The organism is Pseudomonas sp. CC6-YY-74, from assembly GCF_002025205.1.
In the GTDB taxonomy this organism is placed as follows: Bacteria; Pseudomonadota; Gammaproteobacteria; order Pseudomonadales; family Pseudomonadaceae; genus Aquipseudomonas; species Aquipseudomonas paeninsulae.
Genome location: NZ_CP019947.1, coordinates 574060 through 594252, shown reverse-complemented (window position 1 = coordinate 594252; position 20193 = coordinate 574060). Strand labels below are relative to the sequence as shown.

Annotated in this window: 21 protein-coding genes, 4 tRNA genes and 1 pseudogene; 17 read left to right on the top strand and 9 right to left on the bottom strand. The window is 60.2% G+C overall.

The window, feature by feature from the left end; genetic code table 11:
• Nucleotides 1–9: 9 nt before the first annotated feature.
• On the top strand, nt 10–447 hold the full coding sequence (locus B2D37_RS02770) for a hypothetical protein (RefSeq protein ID WP_079201282.1): 438 nt from the start codon (nt 10–12) through the stop codon (nt 445–447).
• On the top strand, nt 444–848 hold the full coding sequence (locus B2D37_RS02765; protein WP_079201281.1) for an META domain-containing protein: 405 nt from the start codon (nt 444–446) through the stop codon (nt 846–848). Before B2D37_RS02770 ends, B2D37_RS02765 begins: the two co-directional genes overlap by 4 nt.
• Nucleotides 849–971: 123 nt before the next feature.
• Here the strand turns inward: B2D37_RS02765 and dinB are convergent, their stop codons facing one another.
• Together dinB and B2D37_RS02755 are read right to left on the bottom strand one after the other, a co-directional pair.
• Nucleotides 972–2033, bottom strand: a complete 1062-nt coding sequence (dinB, locus tag B2D37_RS02760; RefSeq protein ID WP_079201280.1) for a DNA polymerase IV — start codon at nt 2031–2033, stop codon at nt 972–974.
• Nucleotides 2034–2060: 27 nt separating this feature from the next.
• Nucleotides 2061–2288: a zinc ribbon domain-containing protein gene (locus B2D37_RS02755; protein WP_177345176.1), complete on the bottom strand. Its 228-nt coding sequence runs from the start codon at nt 2286–2288 to the stop codon at nt 2061–2063.
• Between the two features lie 262 nt (nt 2289–2550).
• Between B2D37_RS02755 and B2D37_RS02750 the strand changes: the two genes are divergently transcribed.
• From B2D37_RS02750 to B2D37_RS02720, 7 genes and pseudogenes are all read left to right on the top strand, one after another.
• A tRNA-Met gene (locus B2D37_RS02750) sits at nt 2551–2627 on the top strand.
• A 124-nt stretch (nt 2628–2751) separates the two neighbouring features.
• Nucleotides 2752–2828 (top strand) — tRNA-Met (locus B2D37_RS02745).
• Between the two features lie 124 nt (nt 2829–2952).
• Nucleotides 2953–3029 (top strand) — tRNA-Met (locus B2D37_RS02740).
• A 126-nt stretch (nt 3030–3155) separates the two neighbouring features.
• Nucleotides 3156–3232, top strand: a tRNA-Met gene (locus tag B2D37_RS02735).
• 132 nt (nt 3233–3364) lie between these two features.
• Nucleotides 3365–3912 (top strand): annotated as a pseudogene (locus B2D37_RS02730) (cytochrome b).
• Nucleotides 3913–4194: 282 nt separating this feature from the next.
• Nucleotides 4195–5517, top strand: a complete 1323-nt coding sequence (gene rimO, locus B2D37_RS02725) for a 30S ribosomal protein S12 methylthiotransferase RimO (protein WP_079201278.1) — start codon at nt 4195–4197, stop codon at nt 5515–5517.
• 73 nt (nt 5518–5590) lie between these two features.
• Nucleotides 5591–5950, top strand: coding sequence for a thiol-disulfide oxidoreductase DCC family protein (locus B2D37_RS02720; protein WP_079201277.1), 360 nt, complete (start codon nt 5591–5593; stop codon nt 5948–5950).
• A 16-nt stretch (nt 5951–5966) separates the two neighbouring features.
• Here B2D37_RS02720 and B2D37_RS02715 read toward each other — a convergent pair whose 3' ends face one another.
• The 5 genes from B2D37_RS02715 to B2D37_RS23395 all read right to left on the bottom strand — a co-directional run bounded on the left by B2D37_RS02715 (nt 5967) and on the right by B2D37_RS23395 (nt 11282).
• The gene (locus B2D37_RS02715) at nt 5967–8198 is read right to left on the bottom strand and encodes a glycosyltransferase (RefSeq protein ID WP_079201276.1); all 2232 of its coding nucleotides are present in this window, start codon (nt 8196–8198) and stop codon (nt 5967–5969) included.
• A gap of 235 nt (nt 8199–8433) precedes the next feature.
• Complete coding sequence (locus tag B2D37_RS02710; protein WP_079201275.1) at nt 8434–9054, bottom strand: SCO family protein; 621 nt, start codon at nt 9052–9054, stop codon at nt 8434–8436.
• Nucleotides 9047–9862 carry a formylglycine-generating enzyme family protein gene (locus tag B2D37_RS02705; RefSeq protein WP_218190365.1) on the bottom strand — a complete coding sequence of 272 codons (816 nt, stop codon included), beginning with the start codon at nt 9860–9862 and terminating at the stop codon, nt 9047–9049. The genes B2D37_RS02710 and B2D37_RS02705 overlap by 8 nt, the downstream gene beginning before the upstream one ends.
• Nucleotides 9859–10797, bottom strand: a complete 939-nt coding sequence (locus B2D37_RS02700) for a c-type cytochrome (protein ID WP_218190364.1) — start codon at nt 10795–10797, stop codon at nt 9859–9861. Before B2D37_RS02700 ends, B2D37_RS02705 begins: the two co-directional genes overlap by 4 nt.
• Nucleotides 10767–11282, bottom strand: coding sequence for a multicopper oxidase domain-containing protein (locus B2D37_RS23395; protein ID WP_218190363.1), 516 nt, complete (start codon nt 11280–11282; stop codon nt 10767–10769). The genes B2D37_RS02700 and B2D37_RS23395 overlap by 31 nt, the downstream gene beginning before the upstream one ends.
• A gap of 453 nt (nt 11283–11735) precedes the next feature.
• Here B2D37_RS23395 and B2D37_RS02695 point away from each other — a divergent pair, with 453 nt between their 5' ends.
• The 8 genes from B2D37_RS02695 to msrA all read left to right on the top strand — a co-directional run bounded on the left by B2D37_RS02695 (nt 11736) and on the right by msrA (nt 17376).
• Nucleotides 11736–12464 (top strand): MBL fold metallo-hydrolase, encoded by a 729-nt coding sequence (locus B2D37_RS02695; protein WP_079201274.1) that lies wholly within the window; start codon nt 11736–11738, stop codon nt 12462–12464.
• 261 nt (nt 12465–12725) lie between these two features.
• Nucleotides 12726–13346 (top strand): hypothetical protein, encoded by a 621-nt coding sequence (locus B2D37_RS02690; RefSeq protein WP_154067033.1) that lies wholly within the window; start codon nt 12726–12728, stop codon nt 13344–13346.
• Nucleotides 13347–13646: 300 nt separating this feature from the next.
• Nucleotides 13647–13973, top strand: coding sequence for a DUF2025 family protein (locus B2D37_RS02685; RefSeq protein ID WP_079201273.1), 327 nt, complete (start codon nt 13647–13649; stop codon nt 13971–13973).
• Between the two features lie 207 nt (nt 13974–14180).
• The gene (locus B2D37_RS23505) at nt 14181–14309 is read left to right on the top strand and encodes a hypothetical protein (protein WP_256573141.1); all 129 of its coding nucleotides are present in this window, start codon (nt 14181–14183) and stop codon (nt 14307–14309) included.
• A gap of 85 nt (nt 14310–14394) precedes the next feature.
• Nucleotides 14395–14799, top strand: a complete 405-nt coding sequence (locus B2D37_RS02680; RefSeq protein WP_079201272.1) for a GNAT family N-acetyltransferase — start codon at nt 14395–14397, stop codon at nt 14797–14799.
• A gap of 145 nt (nt 14800–14944) precedes the next feature.
• On the top strand, nt 14945–15988 hold the full coding sequence (locus B2D37_RS02675) for a GGDEF domain-containing protein (RefSeq protein WP_079201271.1): 1044 nt from the start codon (nt 14945–14947) through the stop codon (nt 15986–15988).
• 204 nt (nt 15989–16192) lie between these two features.
• Nucleotides 16193–16699 carry a peptide-methionine (R)-S-oxide reductase MsrB gene (gene msrB, locus B2D37_RS02670; protein ID WP_079201270.1) on the top strand — a complete coding sequence of 169 codons (507 nt, stop codon included), beginning with the start codon at nt 16193–16195 and terminating at the stop codon, nt 16697–16699.
• 2 nt (nt 16700–16701) lie between these two features.
• Entirely contained in the window at nt 16702–17376 is a 675-nt protein-coding gene (msrA, locus tag B2D37_RS02665) for a peptide-methionine (S)-S-oxide reductase MsrA (RefSeq protein WP_079201269.1), read from the top strand.
• An 86-nt stretch (nt 17377–17462) separates the two neighbouring features.
• On the opposite strand, the gene B2D37_RS02660 is transcribed toward msrA, so the two are convergent.
• On the bottom strand, nt 17463–17804 hold the full coding sequence (locus tag B2D37_RS02660) for a hypothetical protein (RefSeq protein ID WP_079201268.1): 342 nt from the start codon (nt 17802–17804) through the stop codon (nt 17463–17465).
• Nucleotides 17805–18734: 930 nt separating this feature from the next.
• On the bottom strand, nt 18735–20186 hold the full coding sequence (gabD, locus tag B2D37_RS02650; RefSeq protein WP_079201266.1) for an NADP-dependent succinate-semialdehyde dehydrogenase: 1452 nt from the start codon (nt 20184–20186) through the stop codon (nt 18735–18737).
• Nucleotides 20187–20193 lie beyond the last annotated feature (7 nt).

The following is a 20193-nucleotide window of genomic DNA, read 5'->3' as shown; positions in this document are numbered from 1 at the left end:
GGAGGAACCATGGCCGAACACGACTTTCGCTACACCCTGCTCAATCCTGAACATACCCTGACTGAATGCCGCGCACTGGCACCGGGCCGCTACCAGGTCACCGGCAACGGCGGCTCGATGCGCAGCGGCGACAGCCTGCTGGTCACCCTCAAAGGCAGCCGTGAGCTGAGCATGCGCTTAGAGGTCGAAAAGGTGCGCCACCTGATCAACCCTCACGGGCAATGGGTTGCAGTGGCCAAAGGCCCGGTCTTTGGCGAATTGGCAATCTTCAATTGGCAGGTCAAATGCGACGGCTGCGCCACCCAGCTCGACTTCGAGTTTGCCGTCGATGCCGCACTGGGCAAGAAAGCTCAGGCGCCAGCAGCCGAAGCACGGATCAACCAACTGGGCTGGCGCAGCCAGAACGGCCACCACCTGTGCCCTAAATGCCGAAAGGAAGCCGCATGAAACGCGCCCTCGCGGTCAGCCTGCTCAGCGTCAGCCTGTTCGGTTGCGCCAGCGCGCCACTGCAACTTGAGAGCGAACGCACCTATCAAGTGGAATGGATTGGCGAACGCCCGCTGATCGACCGCAGCCACCTGAGCATCACGTTCGGCGAGGATGGTCGCGCGTATGGCAACGCCGGCTGCAATCACTGGTTCGCCAGTTACAGCCTGACTGGCGCACAACTCAGTTTCGGCGCCGCCGGCAGCACCCGTAAAATGTGCGCCCCGGCCCTGATGGAACAAGAAGCGCGCTTCCTCGATCGCCTGAGCAAGGTGCAACGCTGGGATGCCTCGCCGATCGAGCAACTGCGTCTGTGGCCCGCAGAAGGCAAGCCGCTGCGCCTGTGGCCGGAACACGGCTGACCTTGAGTAGGGTGGGCCGGGCGGCGACCCCAGCTCACCTCGATTACCGCTCCGGTGGGCTGAAGCCCACCCTACTCGCCCCTACCCATAGATCGTGGCGCGCAGATGTATCCGCGCGGCCACCTACTGCGCAAACAACTCCAACTGCTCATGCCGCCCACGCAAGTCGTGCAGGCGCACGCCGACGCCCAACAAACGCACCGGTTTGTTGCCGCGCGCGAAAGCCGCGCTCAGTAGCAGCCGATAACTGTCCAGATCCCAGCGCGCACCGGCCTGTTCCAGGGTGGTCTGGGTGAAGTCGTGGAACTTGATCTTGACGAAGGGCTTGTCCGGCCGATAACTGGCATCCAGCCGCGTCATGCGCCTCGTCAACTCGTCGAGCAACTGCGGCAATTGCGTCAGGCAGGCCGGCAGATCCGGCAGATCCTGGTCGTAGGTGGTTTCCACGCTGACCGTTTGCCGGCGGCTGTCGGTCTGCACCGCGCGCTCGTCGATGCCACGGGCCAGCCCCCAGAGGCGCTCGCCGAAGCTGCCGAACTCTTTCACCAAACCCAACTTCTGCCACTCGCGCAGATCCGCACAGGTGCGGATGCCGCGCCGCGCCAGCTTGTCGGCGGTCACCTTGCCGACCCCGTGCAATTTATTCACCGGCAAGGCAGCCACGAACGCCTCGACCTGATCCGGGGTGATCACGAACAAGCCGTTGGGTTTCTTCCAGTCGCTAGCGATCTTGGCCAGGAACTTGTTCGGCGCCACGCCCGCCGAAACGGTGATGTGCAGCTCCTGCGAGACCCGCCGACGAATATCCTGGGCGATACGCGTGGCACTACCGGCAAAGTGCGGGCTGTCCGAAACATCCAGATAGGCTTCATCCAGCGACAGTGGCTCGATCAGCTCGGTGTACTCACGGAAGATCGCCTGAATGTCGCACGACACCGCCTTGTAGGCGTCCATCCGCGGCTTGACGATCAACAAGTCCGGGCACAGTTTCAGCGCATGCCCGGAGGCCATCGCCGAGCGCACCCCATAGGCGCGGGCCTCGTAATTGCAGGTAGCGATCACCCCACGGCGGTCCGCAGCGCCCCCCACCGCCAACGGTTTACCGGCCAGGCTCGGGTCGTCACGCATCTCGATAGCGGCATAAAAGCAGTCACAGTCAACGTGGATGATTTTTCTGGCAGTCATGATTCGCAGTCGTTAGCCGGCCATGCACTACTGCCCGGCATTACTGGCCGCTGGCGCAGGCTCAACCGCCTCCACCTCGGGCTCAGGCTTGTTCATATACGCTTGGATCACCAGAATGACGATCAGCATGAAGGCCGCCAGCGGCAGCAGCTTGGTCTTCTTCGGCGCTAGCTGCGGTATTTCGGCGCCACAGGCCGGACAGGTCGTTGCCTGGCTCGGTAACGGCGCACCGCAGGCTTTGCATTCAAGTCCCATGATCATTCTCCAGTTCAATAGCCGCCGACTCTAGCCCAACCGCGGGTTGCTGGGCTACGCCAACGATCACCGGCCGCACAGAAGCCCATATAGCAGGCCAGCTCAATCAACCCGCGCGCCCAGCCTCAGTCCTCGCCAACCCCCGCCCAGCCAGGCCTGAGGCCTGATTCAAGTACCTGATACAACGCTAAGCATTTGAACAAACAACAGTTTTTATCAAGACAAGCGTTGACAGGCAGTTTTTTGGCGATAGAATTGGCGCCGCGGGATGGAGCAGTCTGGTAGCTCGTCGGGCTCATAACCCGAAGGTCGTAGGTTCAAATCCTGCTCCCGCAACCAGATACTCAAAAAAGGCCACTCAATCGAGTGGCCTTTTTTGTTGGTGCCCGCCAAGCGGGCTTAAGCAATTGATTGAAAAGCAGAAATCAATTGACAAGAGCGCCTATTCAGATAGAATCTTCGGCGCGGGATGGAGCAGTCTGGTAGCTCGTCGGGCTCATAACCCGAAGGTCGTAGGTTCAAATCCTGCTCCCGCAACCAGATACTCAAAAAAGGCCACTCAATCGAGTGGCCTTTTTTGTTGGTGCCCGCCAAGCGGACTTAAGCAATTGATTGAAAAGCAGAAATCAATTGACAAGATTACTTATTCAGATAGAATCTTCGGCGCGGGATGGAGCAGTCTGGTAGCTCGTCGGGCTCATAACCCGAAGGTCGTAGGTTCAAATCCTGCTCCCGCAACCAGATACTCAAAAAAGGCCACTCAATCGAGTGGCCTTTTTTGTTTCTGCGCGCGCAACGCTCGTTAAAACAATTGATTAGAAAGCAGAAATCGATTGACAAAATCACCAATTCGGATAGAATCTTTGGCGCGGGATGGAGCAGTCTGGTAGCTCGTCGGGCTCATAACCCGAAGGTCGTAGGTTCAAATCCTGCTCCCGCAACCAGATACTCAAAAAGGCCACTCAATCGAGTGGCCTTTTTTGTTTGTGACTTCGGGGGCTCTGCTCAGCAATGCTTAAGGTTCGCCCCTTAAGCTAGGCGCAGCTTGAATCAACCACGCCGGAGCCACCCCAATCATGACCTGGAAAAATACCGCATCCCATTACGGCAAGCTGTCCATCGGCTTGCACTGGTTGATGCTGCTGCTGATTGCTACGGTCTACTTCACCATGGAGTACCGCGGCCTGTTTCCCAAAGGCAGTGATGGCCGCGCGCTGATGAAGCAGCTGCACTTCATGCTCGGGCTGTCGATCCTGACGCTGGTCTGGTTGCGCATCCTGACACGGCTGATCGCACCTGCCCCGCTGATTCAGCCTACCCGCCTAAGGTGCAGACCAAACTTGCCAAGCTGATGTACCTGGCGCTCTACCTGCTAATGATTTGCACCCCACTGCTGGGCTGGCTGCTCCTCAGCGCCGAAGCCAAGCCGATCCCGTTCTTCGGCCTGGAACTACCTGCACTGCTCAACAAAGACCCTGCACTGGCCAAGCTATTTGAACACTGGCACGTATGGATCGCCCAAGCCGGCTATTGGCTGATCGGCCTGCATGCGGCTGCCGGGCTGTTTCATCATTACGTACGCGGCGACAATGCCCTGAGAATGATGTTGCCCAGCCGCAAGTAATACCCTTACCAGCACGCCACCTATAGAGAAGAAGGGCTCGCCACTAGCTGGCAAGCCCTTCTGCTCTATTAGGTCCGAACTCGCGCCACTGAGCGTTCAACGCAACACCCGCCCGCGCCCACCCAACAGTGCAAAATTTCTTGGCGAATCCACTGCCAGCGCCGGCTAATTGCCTCGCTCGTCCAAGAGTACTGGCGAAGTTCGCGGGGCACCGCTAGAATTGCGCACTTTTTGATCAGCGGCGCCTCCAGCGCCCATCCTTCAAAGTCTGAGGTTCGCCGCATGTCCACCCCCGCCACGCCGAAAGTCGGATTCGTCAGCCTCGGTTGCCCGAAGGCCCTGGTCGATTCCGAACGCATCCTCACCCAACTGCGCATGGAAGGTTACGAAGTCGTGTCGACCTACCAGGACGCCGACGTGGTGGTGGTCAACACCTGTGGCTTTATTGACAGCGCCAAGGCCGAATCCCTCGAAGTGATCGGCGAGGCCCTGGCCGAAAACGGCAAGGTCATCGTCACCGGCTGCATGGGCGTGGAAGAAAGCGCGATCCGCAACGTGCACCCCAGCGTGCTCTCTGTCACTGGCCCGCAGCAGTACGAGCAAGTGCTGAATGCCGTGCATGAAGTGGTACCACCGAACAAAGAACACAACCCGCTGATCGACTTGGTACCACCGCAAGGCATCAAACTGACGCCGCGCCACTACGCCTACCTGAAGATTTCCGAAGGCTGCAACCACAGCTGCAGCTTCTGCATCATCCCCTCGATGCGCGGCAAGCTGGTCAGCCGTCCGGTCGGCGAAGTGCTCAGCGAAGCCGAGCGCCTGGTCAAGGCCGGGGTCAAGGAGCTGCTGGTAATCAGCCAGGACACCAGCGCCTATGGTGTGGATATGAAGTACAAGACCGACTTCTGGAACGGCCAGCCGGTGAAGACCCGCATGACCGAACTCTGCGAAGCGCTCTCGAGCATGGGCATCTGGGTGCGCCTGCACTATGTCTACCCGTACCCGCACGTCGACGAGCTGATCCCGCTGATGGCCGCCGGCAAGCTACTGCCGTACCTGGACATCCCCTTCCAGCACGCCAGTCCGAAAGTGCTGAAAGCCATGAAGCGTCCGGCCTTCGAAGACAAGACCCTGGCGCGGATCAAGAACTGGCGCGAGATCTGCCCGGAGCTGACCATCCGCTCGACCTTCATCGTTGGCTTCCCCGGCGAAACCGAAGAAGACTTCCAGTACCTGCTCGATTGGCTGACTGAAGCCCAGCTCGACCGCGTCGGCTGCTTCCAGTATTCGCCGGTAGAAGGCGCATCGGCCAACCTGCTGGATAACCATGTAGCCGACGACGTCAAACAGGATCGTTGGGATCGCTTCATGGCGCATCAGCAGGCGATCAGCGCCGCACGCCTGCAGTTGAAAGTCGGCAAGGAGCTTGAGGTATTGATCGACGAAGTCGACGACCAGGGCGCCGTAGCGCGCTGCTATGCCGACGCCCCGGAAATCGACGGTAGCGTGTTTATCGCCAGCACCGAGGTCAAACCCGGAGACAAGGTGCGCGTACGCATCGTCGACGCCGACGAATACGACATGTGGGCCGAACTGATCTAAACCGCCGCGCCTCTCGCCCGAGGGGCGCGCGCTTCTTCTAAACTGCTAATAAACGCCCAACCAGGCCAACCCCATGGCCAGACTCAAAGTCTATTACGACGGCGCCTGCCCGCGCTGCGTGGCCGACCGTCGCCGCTATGAAAAGCTGCGCACGCTTAGCGACGACAACGTGGAGTGGCTGGACATCACCGGCAAGGCAGAGCAACTGTGTGCGGCCGGCATCGACCCGCACCTGGCACTGACCGAGCTGCACGTCGAAGATGCCCAAGGCCGCATCCACCGCGAACTGGACGCCTACATCCTGCTGATGGCGCGCACCTCTGCCCTGCGCCCGCTGGCCTGGCTACTCGGCCTGCCCGGCCTCAAACCCATGTTCTCCTGGTGCTACCGCCACTGGGTGCTGCGCCGCCTGCACCAGGAAGGCCGACTGTAGCAGTGCGCCAAATCCATCAGCGCCATCGCCCGCCTTGCTGGGTACGCGAAGCGGCCATGACCGTGGCGTAGACCTCCTTGACCCCCGCCGCAAACTGTTCGATGGAGTGCTCCTCGGCCACCAACAGGGCATGGCTGGACATTTCTTCGCGCAGCCGATCATCCTCGAGCAGCAGAATCACCCGCGCGCACCACTGGCCAATGTTTTCCGGCGTCTTGAAGCCGTTATAGCCCTGCCTGACCACATCATCGATACCACTCGAGCGTACCGCCACCACTGGCAAGCCGGCAGCCATGGCCTCCAGCACAACCATGCCCTGGGTCTCCGATTTTGAGGCGAACAGAAACAGCTCGCCCAGCCGGTAGTACAGCGCCATGTCCTCTGGCGGCACGGCGCCGAGCAGCCTGAAATGACGACCTAGACCCAGCTCGTCGATACGTCTGTGCAGCCGCTCGCGCTGATGGCCGTCGCCGATCATCAGGACGAGGAAGGGCCGCTCGGTCTGCCCGCGCAGACTGGCGATCGCATCGATCAGGAAATCGATGTTTTTTTCATTGGAAAGCCGCGAAACACTGATCAGGACCTGCTCCTCGCCAATGCCCAGCGCCGCCCTCAGGCGGGCGACTTGTGGCCCCGTCACCTCTTGAAAGCGCCGGTAGTCGATGCCCGTGGGTTGCACGAAGATGGGTTTCTTCACGCCAATCATGCGCAAATATTCTTCGGCGGAGTTAGTCGGCACGATCACCGCATCGCATTTATTGGCAAAGCGCTTGATCAGCGCATGGGAGATCAAGTTGCGAAAGAGCATGCCAGGCAGCGGCACGAAGTGAGCATAGTGTTCCAGCCGGGTGTGGTAGGTAAAAACCGCCGGCACCCGCAGCCGATGCGCCAGCAGCAGACCCAACGAGCCGAGCCAGAAAGGATGGTGCAGGTGGATCAGGTCGGGACGAAAGCCTCTGACCGCCTGACCGATACGCCTTAGAAAAATATTGGCCAAGCGGAATTCCCGCTTCTCGCCCATGGCCAGGAGCGACGGCACCCGGACGACATGTGCCTCCTCGCGCGGCTGATCCCGATAACCTGGCGCGATGACCAGAACAGCGTTGCCCATGGCGTCCAGCCCTCGCCGCAGCCGCTCGATCGAGATGGGGACGCCACCGATGAAAGGCAGGTAGTTGTTGGTGAACATCACGACCCGCAGCGGTTTCTCCACCCAGGGTGAGGGATCAAGATCGAAATTCGGGTAATAGTCACGCTCGACGAAGGCCAGCGTGTAGAGCTTGATCGCGGCGATGGTCAGGCCGCAGACCAGCAGGATGAAGTTCAGGTAACCCACGTAGAACAGCGAATAGATGAAGAACCAGAGGCTCTCGAGTTGCTTGAAGAGCGGATGCTGGTCCACGTCGAGACGCTGCAACTGGATGCCCACGCCCTGCGCGGATACCGACACCTGCACATAGTGATGAAAACTGGCCTGATCGCTCAGGAGCAGACCACCCGCCCCGCCGCTGGTGATAAACCGGGTATTGCCGCGCCGATGCTCGGAAAACAGCGGCAAGTTGGCGGCAAAGACCGCATCGACCGGGTGTTCAGCGAGCAGCCCCAGCAGCGCTTCACGGAACGCTACTGGCTGCAGGTAATCCTGTTCGTCGGCAAAGCGGGCAGGCACTTCGCCGTGCAGCAGCGGCTGGCCGGTAAAGACAAAGGTTTGTTGTGCATCACTCTGACGCAGGAGATCCCTGAGCCAGAGAATCTGCCAGCGCCAAGGCGTTTTGCCGGTGCTGTCGAGAAAGATGAAGTGGCTGCTGCCGGCGCGGAAGCTGAAAAAATGCGGGCCGAAGTGCTCGTAGAACCGATAGCTGCCGAACGCTTGGTATTCATGGGCGCCAAAGGTCAGCAGATAGGGCATCTGCAAATGGCTCAGGGTGCCGTGCAACGCCCGGTACTTGTCCTCGCCGCCACCGCTGACCGCGTTGCCGGCGGAGATGATGAAATCGACGCCGGACGCGTTGAGCATGGGAATAATCCGTCGCTCGAAAATGCCGACGGAATTATTGATATTGCCCACCACCGCGAAACTGAAGCTATCCCGGCTCTCCAGCCGCGCCTGAATGGCCTCTATCTGGCCGGTGTGCTCGGCCTCGAAATCAGACAGCACAATGTTCAGATAGGCCTTGTAGCCCAGCAGCAGGCAGACAATCAGCACATTGCAATAGAAAAGGACCTTGAGTGGGCGGCGCACTGTCATTGAGGACTGATCCGGCTACGTGCCTGGACGCACTGCTCCACCGCCAAGCTGATGATTGTGCCGCGAGCGAGGGCGACAAATAGCCTGTGCAGCCTCGCCCACCGCCAGGCGACTGGGCAGCAAAATCCTGCAAGGTTGAGCCGCCGACGATGCGCTAAGCATAGACGGCCGCAGCCCGATCATGCAGAAGGCGCAGCGGCGCGAGCGGGTAAAGTCAGTGCTTGCGCCTCATGCATCACTGCAAAGCCTGACGAATCTCCGAAAGCAGGGCCTGATCCGCGACGGGCTTGAGCACTGTGCTGCTGGCAATAACCTGACCGGACGCACTCAACAAGCTGACCCTGGTGTTGTGGCTTATTTCGCCATTGTCCAGCGCCCGATACTTGATCTTCAACACCGCCGCCATGGCCCGGGTTTGCCCCTCATCGGCCGCCACCGCCAGGCGGAAAAACCGCTCATCGAGCTGATGCGTGTGACTCATGTGTGCCAGCGAGGCCGGCGTGTCGTGCTGCGGATTCAGGCTGACCATCAACACCTTGAGCGCACCCTCCTCGGGCTGGAGCTCGGCGATGGTGCGCTGCAGGCTCTGCATGAGCACTGGACAGGCCGATGCACAATCACCATAGAACATGCTGACCAGCAGCGGCTTGCCGGCCATTTCACGCCAATCAAAATGCTCGCCCTGTGCATCGGTGAGGGGCATCGCCAACCCATACAATGAGTCAGCGGGCACGCTGGCGAGCGCGGCATTGACAGGTGCCTCCTGCGCCCACGGCATTACGCCGGGGCTCAGCAACAAGACCGCGGACAACAAGGCGCCGGGCAGCGCCAGTCTCATACGTTTGACGCTATTCATTAGGGGTTCCCGATAAATGAGGGGCGGGGTCACGCGCGCAGCGAAAACCCAGGTAGTTGCCGCCCTGATTGGCCTCCATGGCCGCCAGCAGGGACAAACGAATCAGAACCGCGTAGTTGTTTTTGTCGCTGAGCGACAGCGCCGCGCCACCGCAGAACGCCAACTGTTTCTGCTCGCCCTGAGTCCGACTGTCGGCGCTGACGAACAGACCATTGAAGTCCTCGACCCACTCCCACGTCAGTTCATGCAGATCATGGATGCCGTAGTAATTGGCCGGTTGCAGACCTATGGCCTGGGGCGGCTGGCTGGCCGGCCGCGAATACCAGGAGAGAATTCGCGCCAGCCAGACCGGATCCCCCCGCGCATCGGCACGCTGCTCGTCGGCGGCGGCGGCAAACTCCCACTCGTACCAGGTTGGCAACCGCGCCTGTTCACTTGCGCAGTAAGCCTGGGCGGCATGCCAACTGACCTGGGTTACCGGTGCGCCTGCCTGCAACGGCGCAAACACCAGCGGCCCAGCCCACAGCGCCAGATAGTCAGCGCCCGCCAGCACCCCGGGCACCGTGCCGCGCCGCCACTGCGGGTGTGCCTGGAGAAACTCAAGGTACTCGGCATTGCTCACCAGCGTGCTACGCAGCCAGAACGGCTGAATGCTGGCCGGCGAGCTTTCACCATCGGCCGGCAACACGCTGCGAAACTCACCACCCTCCAGCAACCGGTAATCGGCGGCCCAAGTACCGCCGGCGATGGCCGCGCTGCACAACAGCACGGCACGAATCGCCCAGGCGCACGTCAGCGTCAGGTTCACAACTTCTTGATCTGACGCATCTTGCTGACCATCTCCGGGGTCAGCACGGACTTGCCTTGGTTCAGTGCCACATTGATGTAATTGATCACCGCAGAGACATCGTTGTCGTTCAGATCTTGCGGCGGCATCACACCGTTGTAGCGCTCACCATTGACCACCAACTCGCCACTGCGACCGTGCAAGACGATATAGGCCATTTCATACGGCCGTTCCTGGAAGAAATCGGAGTCGGCCAACGGCGGGAACACCCCGGCCACACCCGTACCATCGGGCAAGTGGCAAGCGGCACAAACCCGCTCATAAACGGCCTTGCCGCGCGTCAGCACTGCATCGTCAGCCGGCACCTGCGGCGCCTCAACTTTGGCCACGGCTACTTGACCCGTTACCGCAGGCAAAGGCTTCTTCACCCCTTCGCCATAAATTTCCGGCTGTGGAGCACCACTGACAGCCAGCAAACCTACTGCCCCCTTATTGAAGGCACGAGTCAACGAGTGGTCGACGAGGGTCAGGTTACCCGGCACCTTGGGTACGAATTCGACAATAGTCGAGCCGCCTGGCGGCACCATGGTGGTTTGCACATTTTCCTGATAATGGCTACCGCCGTCGCTGTACACACGGTCGAAGATCGCGCCTATCACATGAAAACTGGAGGTCAGGTTGGGGCCGCCGACGCCGAAGTACATCCGCACTTTTTCACCGATGTTGGCGGTCAGCGAGTTCTCGCCAGTGAGGGCGCCATCGGCACCGTTGAACAACACATAAGTAGGCTTTTCATCGACCGCTTTCTGCATGTCAAAATTCTGCAGACCCTCGGCGCGGTAAGCACCCGAGGTGTAGAAGTCGCCCTGCATTACATAGAGTTCACGGTCAACCTTGGACATGCCCTCTTTGGGCTCGACCAGGATCATGCCGTACATGCCATTGGCCACGTGCATGCCACGGGCGCCGTGGCGCAGTGATAGACATACAGCCCGGGAGACAGGGCTTTAAAGCTAAAGGTCGCTTCATTTCCCGGCGCAATCAGGGTTTGCTCCGCGCCGCCACCTGGGCCGCTAACGGCATGCAAATCGATATTGTGCGGCAGTTTGTTGCTGGCCAGATTCTGCAGATGCAACTCAACAGTATCGCCTTCACGCACACGGATCATTTTGCCCGGCACGGTGCCGCCAAACGTCCAGAACATATAGCGCGTACCGGGCGCTATTTCTTTCTCGACCTCTTCCACAGTCAGATTGACCACCACCCGCGCCGGACTTTTACGGGTAATTGGCGCTGGCACCGCCGGGGGCGCAACCAGCGCCTGAACGATCACCGGCAGATCCACTGCGGTCGCCGCGACTGCAGCTGTCGAGGTTAGTCCCAACAGGCAAGAAGCCAGCACGAATTCCGTTATTGCTCGTGTGTAAGTGCGTTCTTTCATGTGCCTGTCCTCACCCTCACTGGCAGAAGTATTGATAAATCCAGGCGAAATAGTTGCATGCCTAACGAATTGTCGATTGACCATGATCAACGCCCTGAAAATCAGTTGAAATACTGATTGCAGCGGACCGGTGCATGAACAAGATAATTTTTCCGCGCGTTATTCGTCCCTGCATTCAGGCGGGCAGTATTTTCCGACGCCGGTTTCCAGCCCCCAAACAAGCTGCAGGGGCATGGTCGCCCCCTTGCAACCCCATACCCGGATCAAGCCAATCCGGCTTCGCGTGGGCTGCAGAAGACAAGAGCTATAGTTGCTGATGACATCGTTCTGGCGTGCAGCCGGCCAGACAAGCGGCGGCAGGACGGACGTTCGTTTACCACTTCGCCGCGCCAACTTCTGATGTGTGCGGACGGTTACCGTCCAGCGCGGCATCCAGGCTAATGGAGGCTTACCATGACTTCAGTCAGCGAAATTGCGCCAGACCTGTATCGCCTATCAACCTACGTGCCGGAGGCAAACCTGCAGTTCAACCAGTTTCTACTGTGTGATGAGCAGCCCGTGTTGCTGCATACCGGCATGCGCGGCCTCTTCCCGTCCGTCAAGGAGGCCGTGGCTCGCCTGATCGACCCGACGACGCTGCGTTGGATCGCCTTCAGTCACTTCGAGGCCGATGAGTGCGGCTCACTGCGCGAGTGGCAGACCCTGGCGCCAGAGGCCTGCGCCCTGTGCAGTTTGGTTGGCAAGGTGGTGAGTGTCGACGATGTGGTGGCCGCCAGGCCGGCTCAGGCGCTCGACGACGGAGAACTGATCAGCACCGGCAAATATCGTTTGCGCTTCCTGCGTACACCGCACGTGCCCCACTGCTGGGATGCCGGATTGTTCTTCGAGGAAACCCAAGGCACCCTGCTCTGTTCCGACCTCTTCCACCAGAACGGCGATGTCGAGCCGATCACCTCCTCGGACGTGATCGGCAGGGCCAGGCAAACACTGCTGGACTATGAGAACAGCCCGCTTGCCGCCTACATGCCTTACACCCGACAAACCGCGCCGACGTTGGAGCGCCTGGCGCAACTTAAGCCCAGGACGCTCGCGACCATGCATGGCTCGACCTTTACCGGCAACGGTGAACAAGCTATCCGCGACCTCGCCGCTGTCCTGAAGGAAATTCTCGACACAGATTGACCAGCCGGATCGGTATGGCTATCACCCTCTGCCCCCGCACTCCCTGGTGACAGGATTGTCGCCTGCGACCAGCAAGGACGAGACACCCAGGGTGAACACTCAACCGCTGGCATCGACCGGACTGGCCGACAATTTGCGCCGTCAAGCGTACAAGAGGGCTTCGATCACACTCAGGCTTGCTCGAAGCGAGTAGAATGCGCGCCCGTCGCGCTTGGAGCGCGGGTTGGCCACACATGGACGCTGTCATCGAGGAGTTTTATCTTGCGCCTACTCATCACCCTGGCCACCTGCCTGTTGCTCGGCGCCTGTGCCGGGAACCCGCAGTCGACCTATGAACACGCCGTGCGCTCGGCGCATGGCCCGATCGCCAAAAGCAATCTCGAAGCCATCCATAATGTCCAGGCGATCCCCCTGCCATTGAATCCCGGACTGCTGCCGCCAACCTGGCAGATCGGCGCGGATCAGCCGCGCCTGGACTTCGGCAGCTCGATCTCCAATTATCGGGTGTTCTCCTTGGAACTGAAAAAGGGCGAGCGCTATGCGCTCAACGTCAATTCGCTGTGCCACGACGCCTGCCTGGGCTTCAACAAGTTCGCCCTCAAACCGCGAGCACTGCTGCTCGACGCCTACGGCACGGTGATCGCCAGCCAACCAACGCGCGCCACCGGCGTAGTCGGCCAGGTCAGTCTGGGCTGGGATGGCGAAGCGCCGGAAGATGGGACTTATTACCTACTGGTGGCTGCGGACAATGAAGACATCGGCAAAACCATCGTGATCGACAACATCTGGATCAACAACTCACCATTGATGGCGATAAATGTCGGTATGCACAGCGCACCTTTCGGCCAGATCAGCGCCTTTTCCACGTCCAAGGACCAGTAAAAATAGCGCCTGCCGGGCCTGCCCCCCGGCAAACAGCCGCCCTGCCTACCCGCTTGCCGCCGCGCCGCGCATGGGCGCCAATCAGGCAGCCGAGCGCCTGCAACACAGTGGTTAACCCTGCACGCCGCGCATAGCAGCATCCGACGGTAGCGCTAGCCGGAAACCAACATGCACCTCGCCAGCGCGGATTCACGGCTAACCATCGGCCTATTGATCAGAAGCAAGGCACGTTGCGCGTAACGCCTTAGCCTGTAGCGACCACCCCCAAGGGTCTAAACAGTCGTAACGCGCGAGGTTCATATGAGTATCACGTCCGCCAGCATCTGCGAGGCTGCCGACCAGCTGCAGGGTTTTGTCGGTTTCAATGCCAGGACCGGCCAACATATCGTGCGCTTCAGCGAGGATTCTTTCGGTCTGGATGTGCCGCAAGACAGCATCACCCCGAGCTGCGAGTTCGTCTGGTGCGCCGGCCAAGATCAACTGATGACCCTCAAGCGCGAACGCCTGCAATTGCTCCTCGATCTGCGCATCGACGAGCGCCTGAATATCGGCGAACCGCTGCGGGTGTATATGCAGCGCCAGGATCTAGCGGAGATCACTGCCGAACGCCTGCTTCGCCACGCCTGACGCCGTGACGACGGCCCAATGCCCCTCGAGCAACAAACCGATTGGAATACCCAGGGTGCGCGGCCTTACTGCGCGGCTGTCCGGCTATTGTTCAGTTATGGGCGTAGACTTTGATCCATGCAGGCTCATGCAGTTGGGAGGTGCTAATGACTGAAACCCCTACGCTCCACGCAGCACTCAACCGCAATCTAGACCGAGGTTAAGATCATGAGCAAAGGCATGGACTCAAAGAAACAAGCGAAAAAGAAACCGCTTAAAACCGCGCAAGAAAAGCGCATGACGAAAAAGGGTAAACACGCCGACAAAACCCTGCTCGGCAGCCACGCAACCGTCTGAACCAATCGCCCAACAGCAGGCCAACGACCTGCTGTTGGGTAGATAAACGCCGAACCCGCCACTCTCGCTAGACGACTTACCCTGCATGGACGATCTGCACTGCCGTGCCCTGCCTGTCCCACTGCTGCCGCTGGTGGATGAGTTCTATCGCGCCCATCGCTCCCCCATGCGCGTCGACCGCCAGGCTCAGGTGTGGGTCATGCAACACACCGAAATTGTCGCCGCCCTATGCCTGCGCCCCCTGGCACATGGGCATTGGCTTAGCGGCCTGTTCGTCGCACCGAAGCACCGCGGCCAAGGGCTGGCGCGCCAATTGATCGAACAGGCCCTGGCACTTACCAGCGAACCGGCCTGGTTGTTCTGTCACCCCGAACTACGCAGCTTCTATGCAAGCCTGGGCTTTCTGCCCGGCTCCAGCCTACCCGCGGCACTCGCCGAGCGGCTGTCGCGCTATCAGCGCAAGAAAAACTTGATCGCCCTGTGCCGTTAGCGAGCACACTGACCACAGCCTCGGCAGACAGATGCCGCACTCTTTATCCGCTTGGCGTAAATTCTGGCACTTTGTTCAGCTTTTGCCCTTGCCGGTTCAGGCAAAGCTCTGCATCCTTCCGCCATAACAACGACAAGAGCCTTTTATGGCCAGACTGACTCAGCAACTGCTCAAGCGGCTGCGCAATGACTTCGAGTTGTCCATCATGACCCTGATGAGCCTGTTCGGCATCATGGGCATCTCGCCCTACGCCGTGTATCGACTGGCCGAAGGCAATTACCTGGTCAGCGCCGCCGACACCACCATCGTGTTCTCCACCGTCTGTGCCGTGCTCTATGCCTGGCGCACCGGCGACACGGTCAAACCCGGCATCTATCTGGCGATCATTTTCTCACTGGGTGCGACGCTGATCGCCATCAACTTGGGGGTCAACGGGCTGTTCTGGATCTACCCACTGATCCTGTTCAACTTCTTCATGATCTCCCCGGGGAAAGCCATGGTGGCCACCGTATTGGTGCTGTCGACCCTGGTCGGCTACGCACTGCTGGTACCGGGCACGATATTCGAAAGCAGCTACCAGATGATGTCGTTCCTGGTCACCGGCCTGTTGGCGAGCGTCATGACCTTCATCTTCGCCTACCGGACCCGCAGCCAGCGCGACCAGTTGCAGATCCTGGCGATCCAGGATCCGCTGACCGGCGCGCGCAATCGCCGAGCGATGAATGAAGAACTGAAGATCGCCGTGTCCACCCATCGCCGGCACGGCAACAGCTATGGCGCACTGGTGATGGACCTGGATCACTTCAAACAGATCAACGACAGGTTCGGTCACCAGGCTGGCGATCAGGTGCTGGTGGCCTTCGTCGACCTGATCAAGTGCTGCTCACGCCAGGAAGATCGCCTGTTTCGCTTCGGCGGCGAAGAATTCCTGCTGCTCTTACCTAACACCGATGAGCACGGCCTCAAAACCGCGTCGACTCATCTGCAACAGCAAATCGCACAAAGCCTGCCAGGCCCGGGCGGCCCCGTGACCGTCTCGATCGGCGGCGCCATTCTGCGCAACAGCGAGCACTGGGAATCCTGGCTGGAGCGCGCCGATCAATGCCTGTATCAAGCCAAAAGTGCCGGGCGCAACCGCACCATCATCGATGGCGCACGGCACAACCCAGAGCAACTGCCCACGCAATAGCGAGCCGGCTGCACGAGCAGGCCCTGCACCGGACACAGTACCTCTGGCGAAACACTTGCTCTCGCAAGTACGCTAGCGCTGTAGCTGCGTTCCGTCCCGGCCATGAAGATGACGCGCCCAATCACGCACAAAAGATCGGCCCGCGGCTGTAACAAGTCTGGTGTCAGCCAGTCTATTGAGTACATCACCGCGCAGAGAACAGCCATGAAACGTCGTTCATTCCTCCAGGGCATGGCCTTGTTGCCCACCCTGCCGCTACTCGCCAGCCATGCACCGTTCAGCCAGGCCGCGACTGTCGTGCCGCTGGACAAAGCGCACAGCGAGTGGCGCGAACTGTTGTCGCCAGAGGCCTATGCGGTCCTTTTCGAAGAGGACACCGAACGGGCAGGCAGTAGCCCGTTCAACCAGGAAAAGCGCAAGGGCACCTACATCTGCGCCGCCTGCTACTTGCCGCTGTTCGACAGCCAGCACAAATACGAAAGCGGCACCGGCTGGCCCAGCTTTACCCAGGCGATTGCCGGTAACACCGAATTCAAGCGCGACTTCAAACTGATCTTCCCGCGCACCGAATACCACTGCGCTCGCTGCGAGGGACACCAAGGCCACCTGTTCGACGACGGCCCGCAGCCTCGTGGCGAACGCTGGTGCAATAACGGTGTAGCGTTACGCTTCATTCCCCAGGGTGAAACCTTGCCCGCCCTGAGGAGTTGAACATGACCACTACGCCCCTGCTCTGGCTCTCCCGCGGGTCGCAGAGCGCTGCTGCGCTGCTCTTGGCTGGGTTACTCAGCACCTGCGGACCGACCTCGGCGGAAACGACCCCGGCTGCCACACCAATGCCGAACGACGCCAGCACACCAGACGCAGGCGTGGCGGTATTCGCCGGGGGCTGCTTCTGGTGCACCGAATCGGATTTCGACAAGGTGCCCGGTGTACTGTCCACCACCTCCGGCTACATCGGCGGGCACGTGGAGAACCCCAGCTACCAGCAGGTATCGGCCGGCAATAGCGGTCATATCGAAGCGGTGCAGGTGCGTTTCGACCCGAACCAGACCAGCTATACCAAGCTGCTGGAAGCCTACTGGCCGACCATCGACCCACTGACTCCGAACGCCCAATTCTGCGACCACGGCTCGCAATACCGCAGCGCGATCTTCTACGCCACGCCTGAGGAGAAGACCCTGGCCGAGACCTCGAAAACCGCCCTGCAAACCTCAGGACGCTTCAGTCAGCCGATCGTCACGGACGTCCTGCCCGCCACCATTTTTTATCCGGCCGAGGACTATCACCAGGACTACTACCAGAGGAACCCGCTGCGCTATACCTACTACCGCAACGGCTGTGGTCGAGACAAACGCCTGGAACAACTCTGGGGCAAAAAAGGCTGAAGGACGTGCCAGCAGCCACGGCGACTGCAGTCATGGCCTTGACCAATAATCCAAGCGCAGCGGCAGCAGCACTCGAGCCTGACCGCTCAGCGCCTGCGCTCAAGCTGCTGGCTGCTTTGCCCCGGCGAACGCTGGACCTCATGGCCACCCGGATATTCGATACTCTGACGAATACCGCCGTGATTCTCCACTGACTGCCTACCGTAGTGGCTTTGATACTGCCGTGTGGCACGGTCACCTGGCACCTGCTGGCCACCATACAGATCGTAACGCTCAATGCGCTCGGAGCTGCCGATGCTGCCACTGGCCCCTGGACTGATATAGGTTTTCGGGATCAGCCGAATCGTCTGGGGAGCCTGCGGCTCAGCGCAAACCTGAGCCGCCAACACCAGCCCCAGTATGACTGCAGAGCCTGTGAATCGCGTCATAATCACCTCTAGACCCCGAATAGCGGGATAGCCTACCTGATGAGGCAACTGACTGGCTCGCAGGTTCAAGCACCTGCCCACTAACGGGCAGGTAGCGCCCGCAAGAGAAGAGGAACAGCCCCATATTTACTGGCCTGCAAGATAGTCAGGCATACCAGCACAGGCTGCGGGAGGCGATATCACGTATTTTCGATCAGCCCTGAACGTACTGTCGAATGGCATATGACTTCGCCCAGCCTGAAAAGGCCTGTCATCAACCAGATCCTGGCCAAGGCGACCCTATTCACCCGCCGCTCACATCCCCAGCCAACCATTTCACGCCCTAGCGGTCAGATGCACTGAGTTCACCCGAAGTATCGGAGACATCCATGCTCAAGCACCTTTGCACCCTGGCCCTTGCAGGGCTGATCGGCATATCCGCTGGCTGCGTCTATCACGACCATGATCGCGGTCATGATCGCGGTCATGACAGAGCCCGAGACAACGACAGAGACTCGCGGCATGAGCGCTCGAGAGATCACGATCGTGATGATCGCGACCACAAAAAACGCGGTCATCGTTGAGAGAAGAGCCCCACCACCCAGCGGGGCTTTTTCGTGGAGGTCTGATCTTCATGTCTCACTCTGAGTGATACATGAAGATCAGGACACAGAAGAAGATCATGCTCTCAGGGTCGCCCAGGAGGCAGTGTTTGCCACTGCGGCCAAGGTGGTTCAGATGCGCAGCGCGCGGAGCGTCAGCGAAATCGAAACGGGAAATGAACGGGGAAACATGTCATCCATGTACCCCCATACGCATGCGCATAGGATTACAACAAGACTCCCATAGCTGAAACCCAGTGTTGCACAACACTGGGCTTCGGCCCGTCCCCGGAGCCCATGCCCACACGAATAACGCCGTGGATGCGCTACGCCAACTAAGGAACGTCGTTCAAATACCGCCGAGGCAGAGGTACTTGATCTCTAGGTAATCCTCGATACCGTACTTCGAGCCCTCGCGGCCCAGGCCGGACGCCTTGATACCACCGAAAGGCGCTACTTCATTGGAGATCAACCCGGTATTGACGCCGACCATGCCGTATTCCAGGGCTTCGGCCACACGGAACACGCGGCCCATGTCGCGAGCATAGAAGTAGGAGGCCAGACCGAATTCGGTGTCGTTGGCCATGGCGATTACCTCGGCCTCGTCCTTGAAGCGGAACAGCGGCGCCAGTGGGCCGAAGGTCTCTTCCTTGGCCACTGCGGCGTTGCTCGGCACGTCAGTGAGGATGGTCGGCTCGAAGAAGCTGCCACCCAGGGCGTGCGGCTTGCCACCGGTGAGCAGCTTAGCGCCCTTGCTGATGGCGTCGGCGATGTGTTCCTGGACCTTGGCCACCGCCTTGGCGTCGATCAGCGGCCCGGTGGTGGTGCCTTCGTCCAGACCGTTACCGATCTGCAACTTGGCCACCGCGACTTTCAGCTTCTCGGCGAACGCGTCGTACACACCGTCCTGGATATACAGACGATTGGCGCATACACAGGTCTGGCCGTTGTTGCGGTATTTGGAGATCAGCGCGCCTTCGACCGCCTTATCCAGATCGGCATCGTCGAACACGATAAAGGGTGCGTTGCCCCCCAGCTCCAGCGACACCTTCTTGATGTCCTTGGCGCATTCGGCCATCAGCTGGCGACCGATCTCGGTCGAGCCGGTGAAGCTCAGCTTGCGCACGATTGGGTTGCTGGTCAGCTCGCCACCGATGTCGCCGGCGCTGCCGGTGACCACACTCAAGACGCCTTTCGGAATACCGGCGCGCTCGGCCAGGACCACCAGGGCCAAGGCGGAGAACGGCGTCTGCGAAGCCGGCTTGATCACCATGGTGCAACCGGCGGCCAGGGCCGGGCCAGCTTTACGGGTGATCATCGCCGCAGGAAAATTCCACGGGGTGATGGCCGCGGTCACGCCGATCGGCTGCTTGAGCACGATCAGGCGCTTGTCCGGCTGGTGGCCCGGAATCACGTCGCCATAGATGCGCTTGGCTTCTTCGGCGAACCACTCGATAAAGGATGCGGCGTAGACGATTTCGCCCTTGGCTTCGGCCAGCGGCTTGCCCTGTTCCAGGGTCATCAGACGGCCGAGGTCGTCCTGATTCTCGATCAGCAGTTCGAACCAGCGGCGCAGTTTGTTCGAACGCTCCTTGGCGGTCAGTGCGCTCCAGGCCGGCAGGGCACGGTTGGCGGCTTCGATGGCACGGCGGGTTTCCGCGGCGCCCATCTTCGGCACGCTACCTATGACTTCGTTGGTGGCCGGGTTGGTGACCTTGATGGTCTGGCCGCTGTCGGCGTCCAGCCAGGTTCCGTCGATATACGCCTGTTGGCGGAACAATTGGGTGTCTTTGAGTTGCATGACGGAC